This is a genomic window from Halorubrum rutilum, assembly GCF_042665015.1.
Lineage (GTDB): Archaea > Halobacteriota > Halobacteria > Halobacteriales > Haloferacaceae > Halorubrum > Halorubrum rutilum.
The window spans coordinates 163,948-183,713 of record NZ_JBHTBL010000002.1 but is presented as its reverse complement, the minus strand read 5'-3'; the positions used below and the strand labels follow the sequence as shown (position 1 = coordinate 183,713).

Sequence of the window (19,766 nt, the reverse complement as noted above, 5' to 3'; positions counted from 1 at the left end):
GTTAGAGCCCGCTGTGTGCGAGCCAGCCACCGTCGACCGCGAGGTTCGCACCGGTGATGAACGCCGCCTCATCACTGGCGAGAAACACCGCGGCGTCGCCGATATCACTTGGTTTCCCGAATCGAGGCAAAAGCGTGTGTTCCTCTGCTTTGGCGACGTCCTCGTCGGTGTTGATGTCCTGCAGCGGTGTTTCGATGTATCCGGGATTGATGCAGTTGACTCGAACGCCGTCCTCACCCAATTCTATCGCTAGGTCCCGGGTCATGTTGACGACACCACCTTTGGCCGCTGCGTAGGGCGGTCCGCCGCCGCCTTCGAAGCCCCGCACGGAACCAATATTGATGATCTGTCCCTGACGCTCGACGAGATGTGGGACCGCGAACTTTGCGCAGTAGAACGCTCCGCTTAGGTCGATGTCGATAGACCGCTGCCACTCTTGGACCGAAGTCGACTGGGAGTCTCCCGCGATCTGGATGCCGGCGTTGTTGACGAGGACATCGATACCACTGTACGTTTCGACCGCTTTCTCGACCATCGCGGCGACGCTGTCGGCATCGCTGACATCGGTCTCGACGTACGTGGCCTCTCCAGAGGTCTCCTCGGTAATGACGACGTCTGTCGGAGTTGTCACATCACTATCGTATCGGGCTCCCTGCTTCGGCTCCCGCTGGATATCGGCTACGACGACGTTCGCGCCCTCATCGCCGAATCGTCGTGCGATGCCGCGTCCGATACCACTCGCCGCGCCGGTAACGACGACCGTCCGATCAGCGTGTCGATCTTTGGACATAGTTAGTGGTTTCTTGACCGCTAGTCTCGCTCGGCGACAACGGGATTTGTTAGTGTCCCGATATCTTCGATTTCGACGTCGACCGAATCACCCGGTTCGAGCAGCTCCGGCGGGTCGCGGAAGATACCGACTCCGCCAGGGGTCCCCGTCGAAATAACGTCGCCCGGGCGGAGCGTGGTAATCCCGCTGATGTAGGAGACAACCTCCTCAACGCCGAAGATGAACTCCTCGGTGTTCGACGACTGCATCGTCTTGCCGTTGAGGCGGCAGACCACATCTAGATCATCTGGGTCGAGCCGGTCATCGGGGACAAGTGTTGGTCCCATCGGTGCGAAGGTGTCGTAACTTTTCCCACGGAAGAACTGTCCGTCGTCGAACTGTGCGTCCCGTCCGCTCACATCATTGATCGCGGTATACCCCGCGATGTAGTCACGCGCATCAGCTGTTGAGACATCCTTTGCGGTCTGGCCGATAACTACACCGAGCTCGACTTCGAAGTCGACCTCGTCGAGTTCGGCGGGGTGGATGATCGGGTCCCCGGGGTTGGTGACTGCGGTTCCTGACTTTCCGAACAGAAGGGGCTGTTCGGGTATCTCCTCGTCCTGTTCTTCTGCGTGGTCATAGTAGTTCAGTCCCACACAGATGATCTTGCCAGGCCGTGGAACCGGGGCGAGCAGGTTCGCTTTCGACACGGGAATCGCTTGTCCGGCCGCCGCATCGGCGGCATCTTTGACAACTCGAAGGAAACCGCTGTCGGTCAACTGTTGATACGTGATTTCCTCTCGAAGTCCCGCCAGTGGGATAATCCCCTCGTTACGACGGATACCCCACGCTGGTGAACCCCTAGTCGTGTATCTGACGAACTGCATCACCGATATTTGTTGAGCGCTTCCACCTAACTGTTATGTTCATTTGATATCATAAATCTCGCAGGTTTCAATACTATTTTATTGATAAGTAGATGACGATACTGTGATGGTAAGAATTTTATATTTAATATACTGAGAATCACTGGCTCTTCCGTCCGATATGAAGGATCCGCGTTGTTTTACAGACTTTTCAATACTGAATCAAAATTTTACAATTAGAATGGGCCATTCAGCTTCACATGCGGTAACCCTGTCTAAACACGACTGTATGTCTGAAAGGTAGATTTAACTCTTCGAACATCGTACTTATAATATCAATGTCTCAGATCTCAAAACCCGTTGTCCACATCGATGTTCGGAACATCGGTGGGATCAACGAAGCCTCGGTGACCCTCCCTGAGGGCGTCTCAATTTTGACGGGACGCAATGCGACCAACCGGACTTCGTTCTTACAGGCGCTAATGGCCGGGCTGGGCAGTCGACAGAGCTCGCTGAAAGGCGACGCTCAGAATGGTGAGGTAACGCTCGAATTCGACAACGAAACGTACACGCGAACACTGGAACGCGAGGGGAACTCCGTTACATTTAGCGGGGATCCGTACCTTGACGATCCGGAACTGGCGGACCTGTTTGCGTTCTTATTGGAGGGCAACGAGGCACGCCAAGCAGTGGCACGCGGCGATGATCTCCGTGAAATCATAATGCGTCCGATTGATACCGACTCGATCGACGCAGAAATTCGCCAATGTAAAAATGAACGCGACGAGCTGGAGTCTCAAATTGAGGAATTAGATAGTCTTGAACGTGATCTCTCTGACCTCGAAGCGAATCGCCGCGAAAAAGTAGAGGAACTCAAAGCAGCAAAAGAGAGACGAGAGACGATCCGGGAAGAACTCGACGAGCTTGATACCGGCATTGAAGAGAGTCGGACACGCAAACAAGAACTCGAAGAGGCATTCCAACGTGTCCGTGACGCGCGCTCCGATCTCGCGGATCTTGAATTCGACCTTGAGACCGAGCGTTCGACGCTCTCAGAGCTGAAGGCGGAACGTGAAGAGCTCCAAGAGACAGTCGAAACAAAAGAAGAGCCTGACGAGACCCCGGACCGACTTGCGGGTCGTATCGATGAACTACGCCGCCGGAAACGATCCCTCGACGACGATATCAACGAACTTGGGAGCGTCATCGGATTTAACGAGGATATGATAGAGGATTCAGAGATCGATATCGATGAGGAGAGACATAGCAGCACTCCGACTGATTCGCTGACTGGAAGTGACCAGACAGTTTGTTGGACCTGCGGGTCGAATGTTGAAACTGACCAGATTGAGGCGACACTTGACCGACTGCGAGAGCTTCGCTCCGAGAAGCTGGATGAACGCACCGAGATCCGTGAGGAGATCGAGGAACTCACCGACAAGCAGTCATCAATTCAACAGGCAAGGCGTGAAATCGAACACGCTAAACAACAGCTCGATTCAGTTGAGACGGAAATCGAGTCAACCGAGTCGCGGATCGCAGACTTGGAAGACCAAGTCGAATCAAAACGTGAAGAGATCAAGGAACTAGAGGCGGAAGCTGAAGCGGTCGATGTCGATGCCTACGATGAGACGTTGGAACTCCACCGTGAGGCGAACGAGATCGAGCTCCGAATCGAGCGGCTCGAGGACGACATCGACGAACTCGACACCGAGATTGACGAGCGGGAAGCCGCGATCGAGCGACGCGAGGAACTGAAGGCGGAGCGCGAGGAACTCGCCGAGCAGTTGACCGAGCTGCGGACCCGGGTCGATCGCATCAAGGAAAACGCTGTGAAGCAGTTCAACGATCACATGGAAACCGTCCTCGACATTCTGGAATATGAAAACCTCGATCGAATATGGATCGAGCGTCATGAAACCGAGGTCCGTGAGGGCCGCCGCAAGGTTACGCAAACACAGTTTAGCTTGCATATCGTCCGATCGTCGCCGGACGGAACGGCCTACGAGGACACTGTAGATCACCTCTCAGAGAGTGAGCGCGAGGTGACAGGGCTCGTGTTCGCGCTTGCGGGATACCTCGTCCACGACGTTTATGAGGTGATCCCGTTCATCCTGCTCGACTCGCTGGAGGCTATCGATTCAGACCGTATCGCACGCATTATCGATTACTTCCAAACCCACGCCAACTACCTTGTCACTGCACTCCTTCCGGAAGATGCCGCTGCCCTCCCAGACGACTACGCGTATATCGAGGCTATCGATTGACCGTCGTTGATCGAATATCTTGACTCGGGAGCAGCACTTCTTCCCCCTGATTGGCTCATACTTCCCGCCCAATTTTCCTGAGTCGTTCGTGTCGTCTTACCGCCTAGCTCACGTGAGTTTCCTCGTCGCAGATCCGGCGAGTTCGTCCAGCGTTCTAGTTTAATTGAAATTATTATTAGCTGGAGGTCTATAAAAATTGGAATAGCGTTAGTTGCCTTTAATTGATAGATACCGTTGTTCTGCTTCGACGTTTCGTTAGAGGAGGTATGTGAGCAGGAATAGAGATCAGTTCGGACCTCCACACTCGCTGCACCCAACAGATCGGCACACAAATCTTTGTCACGGTGTAGGTCGAAACCTAGGTATGACCACCGAAACGAGCGGGCCAAACACAAAGGTAGCACGGGTGATTCGCGAGTACGATCTCGACGATATCGGCTCAACCCTAGAGGACGCGTGGACCGGTGAGGCCGGCGAACGGACGAGTCTTCGGGATCTCGCAGATGAGTTCAACGAGGCTGTATTGGAAGCGGCACTCCGCGACATCGACGCCTCACCGCTGTCCGTTGAGGTATCGAGCATGTACAAGGCCCTCCGCAACGGATCGAAATCGTCGGCGACTCGAGCCCGCCGCCGTCTCAAACGCGAGGGTATTGATGTCGACAAGCTGACCGGCGACTTCGTCACGCACCAAGCAGTCTACACGTACCTCACAGAGGTGCGCGGGGCGAGCCTGCCAGCGGCGGACGAGGAGATGATCGATCGGAAAATCGATACAATTGAAAAACTGCAGGGTCGGGTCTCAGCTGTCACGGAATCGGCCATCTCATCGCTTGCGAACGCAGAGGAGCTCGACTGCGGCGACTACGACGTGCTCGTCGATGTCCGCGCCGTCTGCCCAAATTGCGGGACTGACACGACGGTCAGTGAACTCCTTCGACGAGGCGGCTGTGACTGCACTGTCAAGCCCGATTCGACCGACAACAGCTGAATCGAAAAGCACGGAGGGTCGAGACGGTCGCCGTTACCCACGAAATATGCTCCTGTTATCCTCAAGTGTTAGATGGTAAATATTATTACATTCTGCTATTATCGGTCTCGCAACGCTGGTTATATTACTTTACAAGCTATTATTTATATTAACTTTCTCACTAATCATCCGGACGCGTTAATGTTAACACCCGCATCGAAACCTGTATCACGGCTTGACGACTGCAGGTGCATGACGATCGAAGGATAGCAGGGCGACAAAGGAAATTTTAGTTAATGGGTGGTTCCTGCCGGCTATCGACTAATGCAATGGGGACTGTGTAGAACGGGTCCTTGGAGCCGAAAATCATGCTCAACGAAATATTGAACCAGATTTGATCGTAGATTTTGAACCAATCTTGTGTGTATGAATTAAATATGGATAAGTAATATGATTTCAAGATAGAATGTTTGACTAAATTATTAAATCAAGTCACGAAGAACGGATTCTCGGAGCACAACGTTTCGGCGGATCTCTACGACGCCCTCGATGAGGAGGTCGCCGAACTGCTCAACGACGCCACAGAGCGGACTCAGGCCAACGACCGGAAGACGGTACAGCCTCGCGATCTGTAGGCTGAGGTATGACAGTAGACCCGTCACTGCAATACCGCGGCTGTCGATGAAGCTCAGTATTCAGCTTTATTTAGCTGAACTCTCGCTTTCGAATACTGTATTCTTTCTTGAGGTGTTGGTGTTAATCGGGTTCGATCGACCGTTCACAACCGGGTTCACAAAGCCGATCTACAGCCGGAAACTGGCCGAAACTCGAATCACGTGGCGGTTGGTGAGACCGCGATTCAACTGGACGGTAAACAGTATCGGCTGTATGCCGCCCTCGATCGACTCAGACGATTTGCTCCACACAAAGCTTGAACCGACAAAAAACGTGATCGCAGATCAGTTTTTCTCGGAACTCCGCGGCAAACACGATGTGGATGACGCAATCTTTCTCGTTGGTGGTGCGGTTCCACTTCACCGAGCCTGTGACAAACATGGCCTCGATTTCAGATACGAAAAACACGGAAATCGGAACAGCGACGAACGTGTCTTTTATAGGATGAAACGTGAAAATACTAGTTTCTCAAACTGTTTTAGCAACGCCGAAGCAGAACTGCTAACGAGTGGCTCAGATCGTTCAGCTTCGCATGGAATCAGCTTGTCTGAACACTATCGAGACGGCCCGCTGCATTACTTAGTATGTGGACGCACGGCCAGCTTTGCTGCTGTACAAGACGAGACGTCGCTGGGTAGTCGGTACTCGACGATTCCGCCGGGCTCGTCGCTTCGCTCCCAGCGTCCCGGCGCCGCGGGCAACCGCCCACTCAACACATCCGGATCGACCCCTGTCTCAGTGTGTGTACTCGGCATAATGTGTGTTCGATTGGCTCGCGCATCGGAACCTCCCCATTGCTGATCACACACCGTCCACGTACTGTATCCTGGGCGTTCCCGTTCCGTACTGAGCGGTCACGCGGCCGTCCTCACACGATATCAGTGAAAAACAGCGCGGCGACGACGACCGTCACCACGGGGATCAGCACCAGAGACGTCGGTGGTTGCCACCGCTGTATCGGGGCCCGAAACCGGCCCGCCTCACGGACCGCCGCTGGGTTCGTTGCCACCGCGATATCACCGCTCGAGGGCGTGGCCCAGAACGCGACCGCCGGAAACAGTACCATCGCAAGCGGTGATTCGGCCGGCAGGACCGTTCCTAGCACGGTTGCGACACCGAGATACAACGGCAACGGTGCTAGCGCACATAGCCGGATCACAGTCGGCGAGGTCGACGCGGTCACGCTGGCGTCGAATTGACCCAACGGGGTCGCTCCATCCCACGCGGGAAGGATGGTTATCTTCGGGGACAGCCCAGCTATCGCCGCCGGGATCGCGTGACCGAGCTCGTGTGGTTCAACAAGCAGTCCCACGAGGACTTTCGCCGCCCGAACGCCCATTGCGATCAGTCGTCTGTAACGCTCTGAACCCACTTTACCAATCGGTTTGGCCTCCGCTAACCCTCTCTGAGGGCCCCGCCAATCCTCCCCAAACCAGGGGGTTACTGACAGCGCTGCCGACGTCGACGACCGGTGCGGTCCGAGTGCGGCCTCCCGAATTCAAGCTCCGGGAACCGATTCAGAATCCCCGGGCTAGGTACCCCGTCCGTTGTTCTCCATCTTCGATGGATTGGTCCCACTCGCTTCGTTTGACTTCGAGATACGACTGGTGTAACGCGTCGCCCAACGCCTCTGCTAACACCTCGTTGGTTTCGAACGCATCGAGGGCCTCTTCCAGCGAGGTCGGGAGCCGTGAAATGTTCCGGTCGGCGAGCTCATCCTCGGCAACCGTCTCCGGATCCGCGTTGAGCGGCTGTCCGGGATCGAGTTCGCGTTCGATGCCGTCGAATCCGGCCGCTAGAAGGCCAAGCTGGGCGAGATACGGGTTGTTCGTGTTATCAGAGGGCTTGAACTCGATACGGGTCGCAGCCTCGGGGTTGTCCGTGTTGACGGAGGGAATTCGAACCATCGCCTCCCGGTTGTCATGCCCCCAGCAGGTGTACGCTGACGCCCACATGCCCGGGGCCAGTCGGTCGTAGGATTCGACCGTCGGGGCGGTCAACGCCACGAGCGCCGGCGCGTGGTCGAGTAAGCCGCCCACGAAGTGCCGTCCCCGTTCGCTCAATGGGTATCGGCCGTCCGCGTCCGGATCGTACAACACGTTCTCGTCGTCCTGCCACACCGAGAGATGGATATGACAGCCGGTGCCGGGAAGCTCGGGGAACGGATGTGGACGGAACGTGGCTCCGACATCGTGCGCCTCCGCGACGGCTTTCACGGTTTCTTTGTACAGGATCTGGTTGTCGGCCGCTGTGACGCCCGTATCATGATCCACGACGAGTTCCTGTTGGCCGGGGCCGTACTCGGGGTAGTACGCAGCGAGTCCCATCCCCTGTGCTTTCAGTGCGTCGACAGTCTCCAGAATCAGGTCGTGAGCGCTTCGCATTCCGTCCGTTGAGAAACACGTCGTCTCGTCGAGGGGAACCGTTTCGCCGTCCGTCGTCTCACGCGTATAGTAGAATTCGCTCTCGAATGAGAGCTCCGGGACATACCCGTCTGCTTTGAGTTCGGAGAGGTACTCACGGAGCTGTGCTCGTGGGCCGGCCGCCCACGGGTTCCCATCGAGATCGTGCAGGTCAGCGAGCATAATCCCTGCCCGGTCATCGTAGGGCAGTTCGGTGAACGTCTCCGGATCTGGGACAACGCGCACCTCGCCGGCCGGTCCGTACCGGCCGTCGGGTGCGAGCCGGTCGAGTGCGTTGAACGACTGCATCGCCTGTGTGACGTTCGTCCCGGCTTCGAGGACGTCCGGAAGCGTCTCGGCGTCTACGACGCGTCCCCGTGGCACACCGCTGTTATTGACGAAGACGATCCGCACGAGATCGATACTGTTCGTATCGACACGATGCCGAACTTCGTCCGCGTCTGTCATATCCACATACGGTTAGTGAAACAGGATAAACACGGCTTGTACCGGCAAATTCGCGTGTCGACCGGTGACGTGAGACCGTCAGTCGCACAGGCCGGCGGGCGCAGCGTCGAGAATCTCCCACTCGTGTCCGGGGAGAATCCGATCGCCACGTTCGAGTACTTCTGTCGCGCTCTCCCACCACGCAATTTCGTCCATGGCGATCCCGGGCCGTTGCGGGGTCGCTGCGTCGAGGGCGACATTTGCGAACGTTGGGACGGCATCGGCCGCGATGACCGTGGTGCCGGTACGCGTTTCGACGGCCACCGACTGGTGGCCGACGGTGTGGCCCGGTGTCGGGAATGCGACGACCCCGTCACAGATGGTCGTTTCACCGTTGAGTGCCGTCAGGTCAGCTGTCGACCACGGCGGCTCGTGGCCTGCCGACGGTGCATCGTACCGTACTGCATGGGGTGGGTACGGGGCAACTGCGTATCCGAGTTCCTCGCGTTGGACGTACAGCGTCGTGTCCGCATCGAACAGTGACAGGTTGTAGCAGTGATCCCAATCGAGATGGGAGAACACGATACTGTCGACCGCACCCGGTGATACCCCTTCTGCAGCGAGCACCGCCTCAAGCTCCTGATCAGCGGTTCTGTGACAGCGGAATTCGGGATGTCTCTCAGCCATCAACGCGGGCTCCCCGAAACTCGTATCGACGAGGACCGTCTCCTCTGCCTCGATGAGAGACACCGTTGATGGCGCCTCAATGGTTCCGGACTCGCCGGCCACTAACACGTCCGCATCCATCGTCAATGAACCACAGCAAAGGGGGGTAACCTCTGGAACCATACCTCGAACTCGAGCCACGAGGGTAAGAAATACCGTGGTGAACGCCGCTCCGGGACAGCGTATTTCGGACGGGACCCTCATGGAGCGACGTGATGCGCGTTGAGGTGCTCGGTACGTGGGAGACGACTGACACGCCGCCGGTTGCGGTCGTCGGCGCGATTCACGGCGACGAACCGTGTGGCGCCCGTGCGATCGAGCGCTTTCTCACGTCCGCGTTTGTCGAGACAATCCGACGGCCAGTCAAACTCATCATCGCGAACGAACGAGCGCTCGCAGCCGGGACCCGATACGTTGACGCGGACCTCAACCGATCGTTCCCCGGAACAGCAGACAGTGACGTTCACGAAGAGCAGCTCGCAGCCGACCTTCTCGAGGAGATCGCCGGCTGTGTGACGCTCGGATTCCACTCGACAGTCTCGTTCGCCGAGCCGTTTGGCACGCTTGCTGACCCGACCCCGCTGAAGGCGACGATTATGGAGGCGCTGCCGCTCGCTCACGCTGCCGATTTCTCCGGTGTCGTCGACGGTCGAAGCGTCAATCTCCCCAGGTTTGTGAACGTCGAAGCGGGGTATCAGGGCTCAGACACTGCCGCTGAAAACGCGTACGAATGTCTGCTTGCGTTTCTCAGAGTGATGGATGTCCTTCCGGGTGAGGTCCCCTCGACACCGACAACCCACTATCTCGTCCAAGACGCGATTCACAAAGCGACTGATCAGACGTATCGCGTGCATGTCGATAACTTTGAGCGGGTCGCGGCGGGAAACGTGTTCGCGACGACAACCGCTGGTGAAGAGTTGGTTGCAGATGAGGAGTTCTGGCCGGTTCTTCTGTCTGCAACCGGCCACGACGTCCTTCTCGGCTACCGCTCTATCCGGCTTGGCAAACTCGGTGACGCGTCCTCGTGAACTGGAATTCACTGAACTGAGGGCGCTACGGATGGCAGCGGTTCGTGATGAACGACGAGACGGCCTCATTGAACGCTTCGGGCGCTTCGAGGAACGGGCAGTGACCGCTGTTGGGGAACCGTTTCACCTCGGCATCGGGCGTCCTCTCGCCGACATACTCGACGCCAGCGTTCTCTAGCATCGTTTCGTCTTCACCGAGACACACGAGAGTGGGGACATCCACCGCAGGGACCGTCTTCCGGTAATCCCGCACTGATTGGTCAAACAGAATCGCGCTCGTGATTGACGGTGGCACCCGCGTTATCTCATCGAAGAGGCGCTGTTCGACGGCGGCCGGTTCGTCCACCAGCATCTGCTCGATCAACGACCGCGCCAGCTCGTGTGGGTCCGTCTGTGCGAGCTCCATGAGGCCCCGGAGCTCGTCGAAGTCGAACACACCGTGATCGTACCCCGCTTGTTCGAGATCGAGTGGCTGTTGTTCGACGCTCACGAACCCCCGGAATCGGTCCGTCCCAAACTGGCGGACGTATTCCCACGCCACAAGCGATCCCATCGACCACCCGACAAGGACGATATCAGCGAGGCCCCGAGCGTCAAGTAACGCCTCTAGGTCGCGAGCATACTGCGGGAGTGTATGGCCCGTTTCGGTCTTTTCAGAGCGACCGTGGCCCCGAAAATCGAGTGTGACCGTCCGGTACTCCTCCGCGAGCGGCTGCTGTTCGTCGAAGAAGCGGCTGCTCATCAGTACGCCGTGGAGAAACACAACCGGTACTCCGTCCCCGCTCGATTCGTAGTACAGTTCGGCCCCGTTGACCGACTCAGTTGGCATACGCGGGAATATGTGTGATCGCTGTTAGTCGTTGTGACGGGTCACCCGGCGGCGTCTCCTTGAGCTCGTGTGGTTACGGTAACGAGGAGGAGAACTGACGCCGATGTCAACATTGCAGCCGATCCGGCCATCACGACCGCGGTTTCGTCCCGGACGAGACCCAATATAACTGTGAGGGCACCGCCGAAGGCGGTTAGCACGCCGCCTACTGCCCACAGATCGTTCGTGTCCAATTTATCCGAGAGGATGGATGCGGGCATACCGGAACTACTCCCCGGACGTGATTAGTCCCTCTGCTCGGGGAGTCGGATACTGACGCTCCCTCCCTGAGTCGCGCGTTCGAGGTACTCGACGTTTACGACCACTGACCGATCGGTGGCAACGCACGGCGCTCATCTACACGTGAGACGAGCAATCAAGCGCTCGGGCGCCGGCAGCGGTCAGTCCGCTGCGACGGGGCCGCTCGTGGCCCGGTCGTCGCTCCACGTGAAGTAGCTCGCGAGCGCGGGACCGCTGACGTTGTGCCAGACGCTGAACAGCGCCGGAATGAGGGCGGCCGCCGGGTCAAACAGCGACGCCGCGAGCGCCACCGCAAGCCCACTGTTCTGGAGACCGACCTCGAACGTGGTCGTCCGCACCCGGTCCGTGGTCATGCCGAACGCACGGCCGACGCCGTACCCCGCGCCGAGGCCGATGCCGTTGTGGAGAACGACTGCGGCCAGCACGAGCGCGCCCGCCGTGAGGATGTTGTCGACGTTCGCCCCGACGACGCCCGCGACGATGGCGACGATGGCGGCAACGCTGATCACGGGGAAGACGTCGACGCCGATCTCTGCGGCCGTCGGCGAGTAGCGGTCGAGGGCGTACCGAACTCCAAAGCCGAACACGACCGGAATGATGACGATCTGGACGATGCTCGTGAACATCTCCATGAACGTCACGTCGATGGCCTCCCCGAGGATGAACAGCGTCCACGCGGGCATCACGATGGGGGCCGCGAGCGTCGTCACCGTCGTGATCGCGACGGAGAGGGCGACATCGCCGCGGCCGAGGTACGTCATCACGTTCGACGCCGTCCCGCCGGGCGCGGCGCCGACGAGAATCAGTCCGACGCCGACAGCCTCGGGCAGGTCGAAGAGAAGGTAGAGCGCGTACGCCGCTAGCGGCATCGCGAGCCACTGCGTGATCGCACCGATGCCGACATCGACGGGCCGTTCGACGAGCCGCTGGAAGTCTGCGGGCTGGAGGGTCAGCCCCATCCCGAGCATGATGATCCCGAGCAGGGGGTTGACGTAGTCGAGCACCGGAACGAACGTCGTCGGGGAGACGAGTGCCAGACCCGCCGCCGCGATCACCCAGACGACGAAGTACTTGCTCGCGATCCGTGCCGCCCGCGAAATTCCATCAGCAACGCCCATACGGATATCGCGCTAGCTCGTGAAGAGAAAAGCTTCGTTTCCTGGCAGTATTGCGGGGCAGCTCTCGGTCAACGCGATCGCCGACCGCACCGGCGACGCCGAGCCGCGTCTCGCCGGTCGGACACCGAGGGCGGTCGCCAGCAACGCGTTCGGGCGCTCGGTCCCCCCTGCGGCTGCTGACGACATCTCTCGATCGTTCCGTGCTCGCCGCAGAGAGTCGCGCCACGTCGGCGGATCCGCAGGCTTTCACCCGTCACGCGGGAATGGATCCGTATGTCCACGGAACAGTCGCGTCAGTCCGTTTCCGGGCTTGATGTTCTCATTTCTGGCGGGTCGATGGGCGGACTCTTTACCGGTCTCGCACTCGCACGGGCGGGTCACCGTCCAACGATCTACGAGCGATCAGCGGGAGCGTTAGAGAGCCGCGGCGGCGGGATCGTCGCCCAACAGAACATCCGACGGTTTCTCAGCGAGCACGGTATCGTTGACCCGGAGGCGATTACGACGCGGTCTCACGAACGCCGGTTTCTCGCGGAGAACGGTGATGTCAAACGCGCCGTGTCCGAGACGATGGTGTTCACCTCGTGGGACGCGCTCTACCGACGGCTCCGTGACGCCTTCCCCGACGAGCGGTACCGCACAGGAACCGCAGTCACGGCCGTGACGCCCGAGACGGCCACCGTGACGATCGGCGACGGCACGGAACGGACGGCCGATGTGGTCGTCGCTGCCGAGGGCGGCCAGTCGACGACGCGCGCTCGGCTTCACCCCAACGTGGAACCAGAGTTCGCGTCGTACGTCGCGTGGCGTGGCGTCGTCGACGAAGCGGCGCTCCCGGCTGCGTGCGGTGAGGCCTTCGACGGGACCTTCACGTTTTACCAAGGAACCGACCAGCTCGTTCTCGCGTACTTCATCCCCGGCCCGGACGGTGAGACCGAGCCGGGGTCGCGTCGACTCAACTGGGTGTGGTACGACACGCTCGACGGGCGGGATCGGGGTGCGATATTTACGGACACGAGCGGTACCGAACGCCGGTTCTCTGTCTCACCGGGTCGATTGCGCGATCCGGTTCGTCACCGACAGCGTGAGCGCGCGGCGACACTTCCGCCAGCATTCGAGACGCTCGTCAGCGCGACCCCGGACCTCTTCGTCCAGGCGATTTACGACCTAACGGTGCCGGCGATGGTCGCGGATCGGGCGTGTCTGCTCGGTGACGCCGCGTTCGTTGCCCGCCCGCACACGGCAGCCGGGACGGCGAAGGCGGCTGGCGATGCGACCGCGCTGGCCGACGCTCTTGCGTCCCGCGGATCGGTCGCCGACGCGCTCACCGCGTGGAGTAAAACACGCACCGAGCACGGCGCCTCCCTCGTCGCCCGTGGGAAACAGATGGGTGACGTGCGACTGAATTTGGCCTGACCGGGGGCCGGCCATAGCGTTTTGTGTGCCGCCCGTGAGGTGAGACACGTATGCCCGAAGAAACGATCCACGAGTCGAAGGGGTCTCGGAGTCGACAGGCGCTGGCTACCTACTTCCGCCGCATCGCGCGGGCGCTGGGTCGCGGGGAGCCGGTCCCGGTCGACGACGCCGGGACGGTGACGGTCGACCCCGCCGCCGAGTCCGAGGTCGAGGTCGAACTGGAACGCGAGGACGGCACCGTCCACTTCGAGGTGGAGGTCGAGTTCGACGAGGCGGAGGGCGCGGTCGACGCCGACGCCGCCGCGAGCAAGGCGACCTTCGAGCTGTACGCCGACAACGCCGGCCAGTGGCGCTGGCGGCTCGTCCACGACAACGGGAACATCATCGCCGACGGCGGCGAGGGGTACGCGGACAAGCGCGACGCGCGGTCGGGGATCGAGAGCGTCCAGCGGAACGCGCCGGGCGCGCACGTGGTCGACGAGAGCCGCGACGAGGAGCCGCCCGAGGAGGGCGGGAGCAGCGCGACGTTCGAGCTGTTCCGGGACAAGGCCGACGAGCACCGCTGGCGGCTCCGCCACGAGAACGGCAACGTCATCGCCGACGGCGGACAGGGGTACGCCTCGAAACAGAAGGCGAAGCAGGGGCTCAACAGCGTGAAGTCGAACGCGCCGGGCGCGGCCGTCGACGAGCTCGACGGCGACGGGCCGGGCGAGGACGACGAGGAGTGAGCCGGTCGTGGTCCCCGACGACTCCTCCACCGACGACGCGGGAGCGGAGCCCCTCGCCGGCGGCGACGCGGACACCGCCGCCGACCGGGGCACACGCTCAGACACCGCCGCCGGCGGCAACGCGAGGTCGGACCCTCCCGCCGACCGGGACGCCCCGAACGACGACTCGGACGGGCTCCTCTCGCCCGGCGACGACGCGCCCGCGGACCTGAGCGATATCGTCCTCTACGGGCTGGCGGGCGGGGTCGCCGGCTCGGTGCTGTCGTTCGTCCCCTTCGCCACCGTGCTCGGCGGCGCGCTCGCCGGCTACCTCTGCGGCGGCACGTCGGGCGACGCGCTCAAGACGGGCGCGGTCGCCGGCGCCGTGATGACGCTCCCGTTCCTCGCGGTCGTCGCCTTCGTCCTCTTCCTGTTCGGGTTCGCCGGGGCACCGGCGGAGTTCGGGGTGCTCGCGCTGCTCGTCGTCGGACTCGGCGCCGCCTACACCCTCGGCTCGGGCGTGATCGGCGGCTACCTCGGTCATTACCTCCGCGGGGAGCTGTAGCGCGGCCGCGGACCGCACCGCTTATTCGACGCCCGTCGCTACCTCGGGTCGGACATGGACGCGCTCGACGCCAAGTACCCGTTCTTCGCGGCCGCCCGCGAGGCCGTCGCCGACGCCGCGGTGTCGCTCCCGGAGCTCGTCGCGGCCGACGCGCCGGCCGTCGAGCGGGGCCGCGAGCGCGTCGAGCGCGCCCTCATGGACGGGACGGTCGAGTCCGAGAGCGGCGAGTTCCCCGGGGAGTCGGACTACGACGTGCAGGCGGAGCTGCTGTCGTACCCGATCGCGCGGATCCTCGTCTCGCTGCTCGACTCCGAGCCCGCCATCGAGAAGTACGCCGCCGCGGAGGCCGCGACCGCCGTCGACCGGATCCGCGGCGACCTCGCGACCGACGACGAGCTGCGGTCGGTGCCGACGCCGACCGTCGCTCTCGACGACGTGCTCGCCGAGTTCGACCTCGCCGACGCCGTCCGCCCGGAGTCGTCCCGATCGGCGTCGGCCCCCGACGCCGGCGCCCCCGGCCGCGACCCCGCGCACTACCGGATCGACGTCGGCCCGTACCTCCGGCTCACGTCGCCGTCGTGGGGGGAGTCGTGGCGGCTCGTCAACCGCGCGCTCGCCGACGGGGCGGTGCGGGTCTCCCGCGGGGAGCTGCTGGACGCGCTGGAGGCCGCGGTCGAGGAGCGGGTGCGCGAGGGGCTCCCGTTCGAGCTGGCGGCCGGCGAGGGGATCGCCGCGGAGTTGGAGGAGGGCGTCGCCGACCTCAAGCGCCTGCTCTCCGAGCGGAGCTACGCGGGGCCGATAGACGTCGTCGCCCCCGAGCTGTTCCCGCCCTGCATGACGAACCTGATCGAGAAGGCCGAGCGCGGCGCGGACCTCTCGCCGCCGGAGTCGTTCGCGCTGATGGCGTTCCTCGTCGGGATCGGGATGACGCCCGACGAGGTGGTGGCGTTCTGCGCCGACACGAGCCTCGACGCGGAGGGAATCCGCTACCAGACGGAGTATTTGAAGGACGACCGCGGGACGCAGTACCCGCCGCCGACCTGCGAGACGCTGGCGAACTACGGGATCTGCCACAACGAGGAGGACCACATGCAGGTCGCCGCCGACCCGCTCGCGTACTACGAGAAGCGGGTCGCGGCCGCCGACGAGGTCGCCGACTGGCGGGACCGCGAGGACGGCGACGGGGAGAGAGACGGCGACGAGAAGGAAGGGGACGAGAGGGAAGGGCACGAGTCCGCGGAGGCGGGCGGAACCCCTGAGTCAGGGGGGGCCGCGGAGTCGAGCGGGACCGCGACCACGGACGGAGCGGAGTGACCGAGCCGCCGGCTCACTCCCCGTCGTTCGCGCGGATGAGGTACGCGCCGACGAGCGCCATCAGGAGGACGAACCCGGCCAGCAGCCCGACGAGCGCGATCGCGCCGGACTCCGGAAGCTCGGACGACCCGCCGAAGGTGACCCCGATCCCGACCAGCCCGACGACGAAAACGGCGGCCGCCAGCAGCGAGACCGCGATCTGCCGACGGAGCTCCGCGTCGATTTCCATGCCCGCGGTTTTCCGTCGCCGCTAAAAAAGGACTTCGATGAGGGCGGCCGGGTCGGAGTCGCTCCGGCGACCGATCCCCAGAGATTCGTCGTTCGGCCCCGCTCGGCGGCGAATTTAACCGTTCGCGGGACCTATCTCGGCGCGAAGCGAGGGCCGCCCTCGCGGTCACCCATGACGCACCTCAGAAACCCACCCGCGTCAACGGCCACCGACTCGGGCGTCGATATCGAAAGCGGTGCCGAGAGCCGTGCCGACTCCGAGACCGAGCGCGACGCCGAGACCCACGCCGAGAGCGACGTGGACGAGCGATCGGCCCGCGCCGCCGCGGAGGAGATGACGGTGCGGCCGCTCCGCGACCGCCGGTACGTCGTCGAGACGGACGGCGGCACCTACGTCGCCGCGCTCGACGCCGGCACCTGCACCTGCCCCGATCACGCCATCCGCGGCCTCCGGTGTAAACACCTCCGGCGCGTCGCGATGGAGGTGACCGCCGGGTCGGTCCCGGCTCCGGACGAGCGCGTCGGCGCCTGCGCGGTCTGCGGCGCGGAGACGTTCGTCCCGCTCGACGACCCGGGGTCCCACCTCTGTGACCGGCACGCGTTCGAGCCGGGCGAGGTCGTCCGCGACCGCGAGAGCGACGAGCGGCTCGTCGTCGTCGCGGTCACGACCGAGCGGGCCGACGCCTACCGGACCGAGGAGGACCGGGCCGTCGACGAGTACGCCACGAACGCCGCCTACGGCGCGCACGAGCCCGTCGTCGAGGCCGTGTACGCCGACGCGGTCCGTCCGGGGCGGGGCGTGGCCGACTGCGAGCGGTACGCCTTCCCGGCCTCGCGGCTCACCCGGCGAGGTGACTGATGTCGCGCCGCAGCGTGTACCCCTTCGGGACGCCGACGGCGCCGAGACACGCCTCGCACAGCACCCGCTCGTAGTCGCGGTTCGTCTCCTTTTCGAGCAGCGAGGCGTCTCCGATGGGGAGCACCGACTCGCAGCGGTCGCACTCGACCTTGTCGCCGTCGACGATTCGCATGCCGACACCGGGGAGGCCGCGGAACTTAAGCCTCCGTTTCGCGGTCATTCGGGCCGATCGTCGCTCGGGACCGTCGCGCGGACCCGTTCGCGTCGTCGCGCGGAAGCCGCGGATATTAACGGCTGCGGCCGGTAACGCCCCGACGTGACGGCCGACATGTACGTGGACCGGCCGCGGGTGCTGCTCGTCGACGACGAGAAGGAGGTCGCCGACGCGTACGCCCTCCGGATAGAGGCGGTCGCGGACGTGACGGTGACGTACAGCGGCGCCGAGGCGCTGTCGGCGGTCGACGAGTCCGAACCGCCGGACGTCGTCCTGTTGGACCGCCACATGCCGGACCGGTCGGGCGACGAGGTCCTCGAGGAGCTGCGGGAGTACGACATGCGCACTCGGATCGTCATGGTGACCGCCATCGATCCGGGGTTGGAGCTCCTCGAACTCCCGTTCGACGACTACCTCTGTAAGCCGGTCGACCGCGAGGACGTCAGGGCCGTCGTCGACCAGCAGTGCCGGGTGCTCGCGTACGAGCTCCTGGGTCGGTACTTCGGGATCGAATCGAAGCGGGCGGTCATCGCGGCGGAGCTGCCGCCGGAGCGGCTCGAAGAGCACGAGCGGTTCGCCGCGCTCGACGAGCGGGCCACCGAGTTGCGCGAACGGATCTGCCGGCTCCTCCCGGACGCCGACGAGCTGTTGACCGCGTTCTCCGGCATCGAGCGGGAGGCCTACTAGCTGGATAGCCGGATGCGCCCCGGGGGCCCGGCGTCCGGATCAGAGGCCGATCTCGAACCGAGCGCCGCCGCCGTCGGCCGTCGCGAGCGTCACGTCCCAGCCGTGCGCGTCGGCGATCCGCTCGACGATCGCGAGCCCGAGTCCGGTCCCGTCGGGGCGCGTGGAGTAGCCCGGATCGAAGACGAGACCGCGCTTCGCCGGCGGGACGCCCGGTCCGTCGTCGGCGACGTAGAACCCGCGTTCGAACGGTCGAACGGCGACGACCGTCTTCTCCCCGTCGTCGGGGGCGCCGTGCTCGACGCTGTTTCGGAACAGGTTCTCGAACAGCCGCCGGAGCCGATCGGGATCCGCGGTGACGGTGGGGAGCGACTCCGAGACCGCGAGCTCGGCCCGGTCGGCGTCGATCGACCGCCAGGCGTCCCTCGCGGCGGCTTCGACCGCCACCGCCTCTGACGGCCGAGCGACGGGGTCGTCGCGCGTCAGCGTCAGCACGTCGCGAACGATCCGCTCCATCCGGTCGTGCGCGGCCGCGACGGAGTCGAAGTGCTCGGGATCGCCGGTCTCTCGGGCCGCTCGGAGGTGCGCCTTCGCGACGTCCAGCGGGTTCCGCAGGTCGTGACTGAGCACGCTGCTGACCTGATCGACGCCCGGCGCGTCCCGTTCGTCGGGGTACTCGCCGAGGTCGGAGAACGTGAGGAACCCGGTGTCCCCGTCCGACGGGATCACGCGGGCGAGGAACGGGCCGCGGGTCTCGGAGCCGCCGAGGCGGACCCCGATCCGGTCGCCCCGGACGACGTGTGCCACCGGGTCCCGGTCGCCGGTCGTCTCGCACTCGCCGAACCGATCGAATATCGTCGAGACGCGCAGTTCGGGCGACGGCTCGTCGAACCGCCGTCGGAACGCGTCGTTCGCGGCCGTCACCCGAGCGTCGTCGCCCTCGACCGCGTACGCGACCGCGGGGTCCGGGAGCTCGGTCAGCGGGATCGCCGCGCGACGGTCGTCGCTCATCGGTCGGGTGCCTCTCGGAGCCGTCCGAGCGGCTCGGTCTCCGGGGTTCGCGGCGACGGTCGCCGGGCCCGATACATATCGTCGCCATGTCCCGGGCGCGTGTTTAACGCTGTGCTTCGGTTCTGGCTCGGAAACACCGCGTCGCGGACGGGGCCCGCTACGCGTTCCGGGCCGCCAGTTTCAGTATCTGGGGCGTGACGAGGAGGTCGGCGGCTCCGACGGCCAGCATCGCCAGTCGAAGCGTTCGGTCCTCGACGACGAGGAAGGCGATGGCCACGATGACGGCGGTGGTGAAAGCGGGCATTCCCCAACGGAAGAGCGGGCTGCGGAACAGGTTCGCCGATTGCGCCATGTGACGGCGTTCGAAC

22 protein-coding genes and 1 pseudogene are annotated in these 19,766 nt (G+C 63.0%); 11 read left to right on the top strand and 12 right to left on the bottom strand.

The window, feature by feature from the left end; genetic code table 11:
- Position 1: 1 nt before the first annotated feature.
- Both ACFQMF_RS03735 and ACFQMF_RS03730 read right to left on the bottom strand, forming a co-directional pair.
- On the bottom strand, positions 2 to 790 hold the full coding sequence (locus ACFQMF_RS03735) for an SDR family NAD(P)-dependent oxidoreductase (RefSeq protein WP_256407638.1): 789 nt from the start codon (positions 788 to 790) through the stop codon (positions 2 to 4).
- Positions 791 to 810: 20 nt separating this feature from the next.
- Positions 811 to 1,659 (bottom strand): fumarylacetoacetate hydrolase family protein, encoded by an 849-nt coding sequence (locus ACFQMF_RS03730; protein WP_256407639.1) that lies wholly within the window; start codon positions 1,657 to 1,659, stop codon positions 811 to 813.
- Between the two features lie 317 nt (positions 1,660 to 1,976).
- On the opposite strand from ACFQMF_RS03730, the gene ACFQMF_RS03725 reads away from it, so the two are divergent.
- The 4 genes and pseudogenes from ACFQMF_RS03725 (at position 1,977) to ACFQMF_RS03710 (ending at position 6,101) form a co-directional block, all read left to right on the top strand.
- Complete coding sequence (locus ACFQMF_RS03725; protein ID WP_256407640.1) at positions 1,977 to 3,905, top strand: archaea-specific SMC-related protein; 1,929 nt, start codon at positions 1,977 to 1,979, stop codon at positions 3,903 to 3,905.
- Between the two features lie 364 nt (positions 3,906 to 4,269).
- On the top strand, positions 4,270 to 4,896 hold the full coding sequence (gene rdfA / locus ACFQMF_RS03720; protein ID WP_256407641.1) for a rod-determining factor RdfA: 627 nt from the start codon (positions 4,270 to 4,272) through the stop codon (positions 4,894 to 4,896).
- Between the two features lie 449 nt (positions 4,897 to 5,345).
- A complete protein-coding gene (locus tag ACFQMF_RS03715) occupies positions 5,346 to 5,510 on the top strand; it encodes a DUF1931 domain-containing protein (protein ID WP_256407642.1) in 165 nt (54 codons plus the stop codon).
- A pseudogene (locus ACFQMF_RS03710) lies at positions 5,503 to 6,101 on the top strand (IS6 family transposase). Before ACFQMF_RS03715 ends, ACFQMF_RS03710 begins: the two are co-directional and overlap by 8 nt.
- Positions 6,102 to 6,418: 317 nt before the next feature.
- On the opposite strand, the gene ACFQMF_RS03705 reads toward ACFQMF_RS03710, so the two are convergent.
- The 3 genes from ACFQMF_RS03705 to ACFQMF_RS03695 all read right to left on the bottom strand — a co-directional run bounded on the left by ACFQMF_RS03705 (position 6,419) and on the right by ACFQMF_RS03695 (position 9,206).
- Positions 6,419 to 6,889 (bottom strand): hypothetical protein, encoded by a 471-nt coding sequence (locus tag ACFQMF_RS03705; protein WP_256407643.1) that lies wholly within the window; start codon positions 6,887 to 6,889, stop codon positions 6,419 to 6,421.
- A 178-nt stretch (positions 6,890 to 7,067) separates the two neighbouring features.
- Positions 7,068 to 8,420, bottom strand: coding sequence for a gamma-glutamylputrescine synthetase (glnA2, locus tag ACFQMF_RS03700; protein WP_256407644.1), 1,353 nt, complete (start codon positions 8,418 to 8,420; stop codon positions 7,068 to 7,070).
- Positions 8,421 to 8,498: 78 nt separating this feature from the next.
- Positions 8,499 to 9,206 carry an N-acyl homoserine lactonase family protein gene (locus ACFQMF_RS03695; RefSeq protein ID WP_256407645.1) on the bottom strand — a complete coding sequence of 236 codons (708 nt, stop codon included), beginning with the start codon at positions 9,204 to 9,206 and terminating at the stop codon, positions 8,499 to 8,501.
- 134 nt (positions 9,207 to 9,340) lie between these two features.
- Here ACFQMF_RS03695 and ACFQMF_RS03690 point away from each other — a divergent pair, with 134 nt between their 5' ends.
- A complete protein-coding gene (locus ACFQMF_RS03690; RefSeq protein ID WP_256407646.1) occupies positions 9,341 to 10,153 on the top strand; it encodes a M14 family metallopeptidase in 813 nt (270 codons plus the stop codon).
- 25 nt (positions 10,154 to 10,178) lie between these two features.
- On the opposite strand, the gene ACFQMF_RS03685 is transcribed toward ACFQMF_RS03690, so the two are convergent.
- From ACFQMF_RS03685 to ACFQMF_RS03675, 3 genes are all read right to left on the bottom strand, one after another.
- Entirely contained in the window at positions 10,179 to 10,982 is an 804-nt protein-coding gene (locus tag ACFQMF_RS03685) for an alpha/beta fold hydrolase (RefSeq protein ID WP_256407647.1), read from the bottom strand.
- 41 nt (positions 10,983 to 11,023) lie between these two features.
- Positions 11,024 to 11,242 (bottom strand): hypothetical protein, encoded by a 219-nt coding sequence (locus tag ACFQMF_RS03680; protein WP_379791578.1) that lies wholly within the window; start codon positions 11,240 to 11,242, stop codon positions 11,024 to 11,026.
- Positions 11,243 to 11,422: 180 nt separating this feature from the next.
- A complete protein-coding gene (locus ACFQMF_RS03675; protein WP_256407648.1) occupies positions 11,423 to 12,400 on the bottom strand; it encodes a bile acid:sodium symporter family protein in 978 nt (325 codons plus the stop codon).
- A gap of 273 nt (positions 12,401 to 12,673) precedes the next feature.
- Between ACFQMF_RS03675 and ACFQMF_RS03670 the strand changes: the two genes are divergently transcribed.
- The 4 genes from ACFQMF_RS03670 to ACFQMF_RS03655 are packed head-to-tail and all read left to right on the top strand — an operon-like array spanning position 12,674 to position 16,402.
- Positions 12,674 to 13,816: an FAD binding domain-containing protein gene (locus tag ACFQMF_RS03670; RefSeq protein ID WP_256407649.1), complete on the top strand. Its 1,143-nt coding sequence runs from the start codon at positions 12,674 to 12,676 to the stop codon at positions 13,814 to 13,816.
- A gap of 50 nt (positions 13,817 to 13,866) precedes the next feature.
- A complete protein-coding gene (locus tag ACFQMF_RS03665; protein WP_256407650.1) occupies positions 13,867 to 14,544 on the top strand; it encodes an HVO_2922 family protein in 678 nt (225 codons plus the stop codon).
- Between the two features lie 7 nt (positions 14,545 to 14,551).
- Entirely contained in the window at positions 14,552 to 15,088 is a 537-nt protein-coding gene (locus ACFQMF_RS03660) for a DUF5518 domain-containing protein (protein WP_256407651.1), read from the top strand.
- A gap of 54 nt (positions 15,089 to 15,142) precedes the next feature.
- A complete protein-coding gene (locus tag ACFQMF_RS03655; RefSeq protein WP_256407652.1) occupies positions 15,143 to 16,402 on the top strand; it encodes a DNA primase in 1,260 nt (419 codons plus the stop codon).
- Between the two features lie 13 nt (positions 16,403 to 16,415).
- Here ACFQMF_RS03655 and ACFQMF_RS03650 read toward each other — a convergent pair whose 3' ends face one another.
- The gene (locus ACFQMF_RS03650; RefSeq protein ID WP_256407653.1) at positions 16,416 to 16,631 is read right to left on the bottom strand and encodes a DUF7472 family protein; all 216 of its coding nucleotides are present in this window, start codon (positions 16,629 to 16,631) and stop codon (positions 16,416 to 16,418) included.
- A 171-nt stretch (positions 16,632 to 16,802) separates the two neighbouring features.
- Between ACFQMF_RS03650 and ACFQMF_RS03645 the strand changes: the two genes are divergently transcribed.
- The gene (locus tag ACFQMF_RS03645; RefSeq protein ID WP_256407654.1) at positions 16,803 to 17,489 is read left to right on the top strand and encodes a hypothetical protein; all 687 of its coding nucleotides are present in this window, start codon (positions 16,803 to 16,805) and stop codon (positions 17,487 to 17,489) included.
- On the opposite strand, the gene ACFQMF_RS03640 is transcribed toward ACFQMF_RS03645, so the two are convergent.
- Positions 17,470 to 17,661, bottom strand: a complete 192-nt coding sequence (locus tag ACFQMF_RS03640; RefSeq protein ID WP_256407655.1) for a hypothetical protein — start codon at positions 17,659 to 17,661, stop codon at positions 17,470 to 17,472. The two genes, ACFQMF_RS03645 and ACFQMF_RS03640, sit on opposite strands and share 20 nt — an antisense overlap.
- 156 nt (positions 17,662 to 17,817) lie before the next feature.
- Between ACFQMF_RS03640 and ACFQMF_RS03635 the strand changes: the two genes are divergently transcribed.
- Entirely contained in the window at positions 17,818 to 18,390 is a 573-nt protein-coding gene (locus ACFQMF_RS03635) for a response regulator (protein WP_303654672.1), read from the top strand.
- A 39-nt stretch (positions 18,391 to 18,429) separates the two neighbouring features.
- Here the strand turns inward: ACFQMF_RS03635 and ACFQMF_RS03630 are convergent, their stop codons facing one another.
- Both ACFQMF_RS03630 and ACFQMF_RS03625 read right to left on the bottom strand, forming a co-directional pair.
- Positions 18,430 to 19,398, bottom strand: a complete 969-nt coding sequence (locus ACFQMF_RS03630) for a sensor histidine kinase (RefSeq protein WP_256407657.1) — start codon at positions 19,396 to 19,398, stop codon at positions 18,430 to 18,432.
- Positions 19,399 to 19,555: 157 nt separating this feature from the next.
- Positions 19,556 to 19,702, bottom strand: a complete 147-nt coding sequence (locus ACFQMF_RS03625; RefSeq protein ID WP_256407658.1) for a hypothetical protein — start codon at positions 19,700 to 19,702, stop codon at positions 19,556 to 19,558.
- Positions 19,703 to 19,766: the final 64 nt, after the last annotated feature.

Coding starts and splice junctions, on each gene's coding strand:
- ACFQMF_RS03735 (WP_256407638.1), bottom strand. CDS start 790: ATGTCCAAAGATCGACACGCTGATCGGACGGTCGTCGTTACCGGCGCG.
- ACFQMF_RS03730 (WP_256407639.1), bottom strand. CDS start 1,659: ATGCAGTTCGTCAGATACACGACTAGGGGTTCACCAGCGTGGGGTATC.
- ACFQMF_RS03725 (WP_256407640.1), top strand. CDS start 1,977: ATGTCTCAGATCTCAAAACCCGTTGTCCACATCGATGTTCGGAACATC.
- rdfA (WP_256407641.1), top strand. CDS start 4,270: ATGACCACCGAAACGAGCGGGCCAAACACAAAGGTAGCACGGGTGATT.
- ACFQMF_RS03705 (WP_256407643.1), bottom strand. CDS start 6,889: ATGGGCGTTCGGGCGGCGAAAGTCCTCGTGGGACTGCTTGTTGAACCA.
- glnA2 (WP_256407644.1), bottom strand. CDS start 8,420: ATGACAGACGCGGACGAAGTTCGGCATCGTGTCGATACGAACAGTATC.
- ACFQMF_RS03695 (WP_256407645.1), bottom strand. CDS start 9,206: ATGGATGCGGACGTGTTAGTGGCCGGCGAGTCCGGAACCATTGAGGCG.
- ACFQMF_RS03690 (WP_256407646.1), top strand. CDS start 9,341: ATGCGCGTTGAGGTGCTCGGTACGTGGGAGACGACTGACACGCCGCCG.
- ACFQMF_RS03685 (WP_256407647.1), bottom strand. CDS start 10,982: ATGCCAACTGAGTCGGTCAACGGGGCCGAACTGTACTACGAATCGAGC.
- ACFQMF_RS03680 (WP_379791578.1), bottom strand. CDS start 11,242: ATGCCCGCATCCATCCTCTCGGATAAATTGGACACGAACGATCTGTGG.
- ACFQMF_RS03675 (WP_256407648.1), bottom strand. CDS start 12,400: ATGGGCGTTGCTGATGGAATTTCGCGGGCGGCACGGATCGCGAGCAAG.
- ACFQMF_RS03670 (WP_256407649.1), top strand. CDS start 12,674: ATGTCCACGGAACAGTCGCGTCAGTCCGTTTCCGGGCTTGATGTTCTC.
- ACFQMF_RS03665 (WP_256407650.1), top strand. CDS start 13,867: ATGCCCGAAGAAACGATCCACGAGTCGAAGGGGTCTCGGAGTCGACAG.
- ACFQMF_RS03655 (WP_256407652.1), top strand. CDS start 15,143: ATGGACGCGCTCGACGCCAAGTACCCGTTCTTCGCGGCCGCCCGCGAG.
- ACFQMF_RS03650 (WP_256407653.1), bottom strand. CDS start 16,631: ATGGAAATCGACGCGGAGCTCCGTCGGCAGATCGCGGTCTCGCTGCTG.
- ACFQMF_RS03645 (WP_256407654.1), top strand. CDS start 16,803: ATGACGCACCTCAGAAACCCACCCGCGTCAACGGCCACCGACTCGGGC.
- ACFQMF_RS03640 (WP_256407655.1), bottom strand. CDS start 17,661: ATGCGAATCGTCGACGGCGACAAGGTCGAGTGCGACCGCTGCGAGTCG.
- ACFQMF_RS03635 (WP_303654672.1), top strand. CDS start 17,818: ATGTACGTGGACCGGCCGCGGGTGCTGCTCGTCGACGACGAGAAGGAG.
- ACFQMF_RS03630 (WP_256407657.1), bottom strand. CDS start 19,398: ATGAGCGACGACCGTCGCGCGGCGATCCCGCTGACCGAGCTCCCGGAC.
- ACFQMF_RS03625 (WP_256407658.1), bottom strand. CDS start 19,702: ATGCCCGCTTTCACCACCGCCGTCATCGTGGCCATCGCCTTCCTCGTC.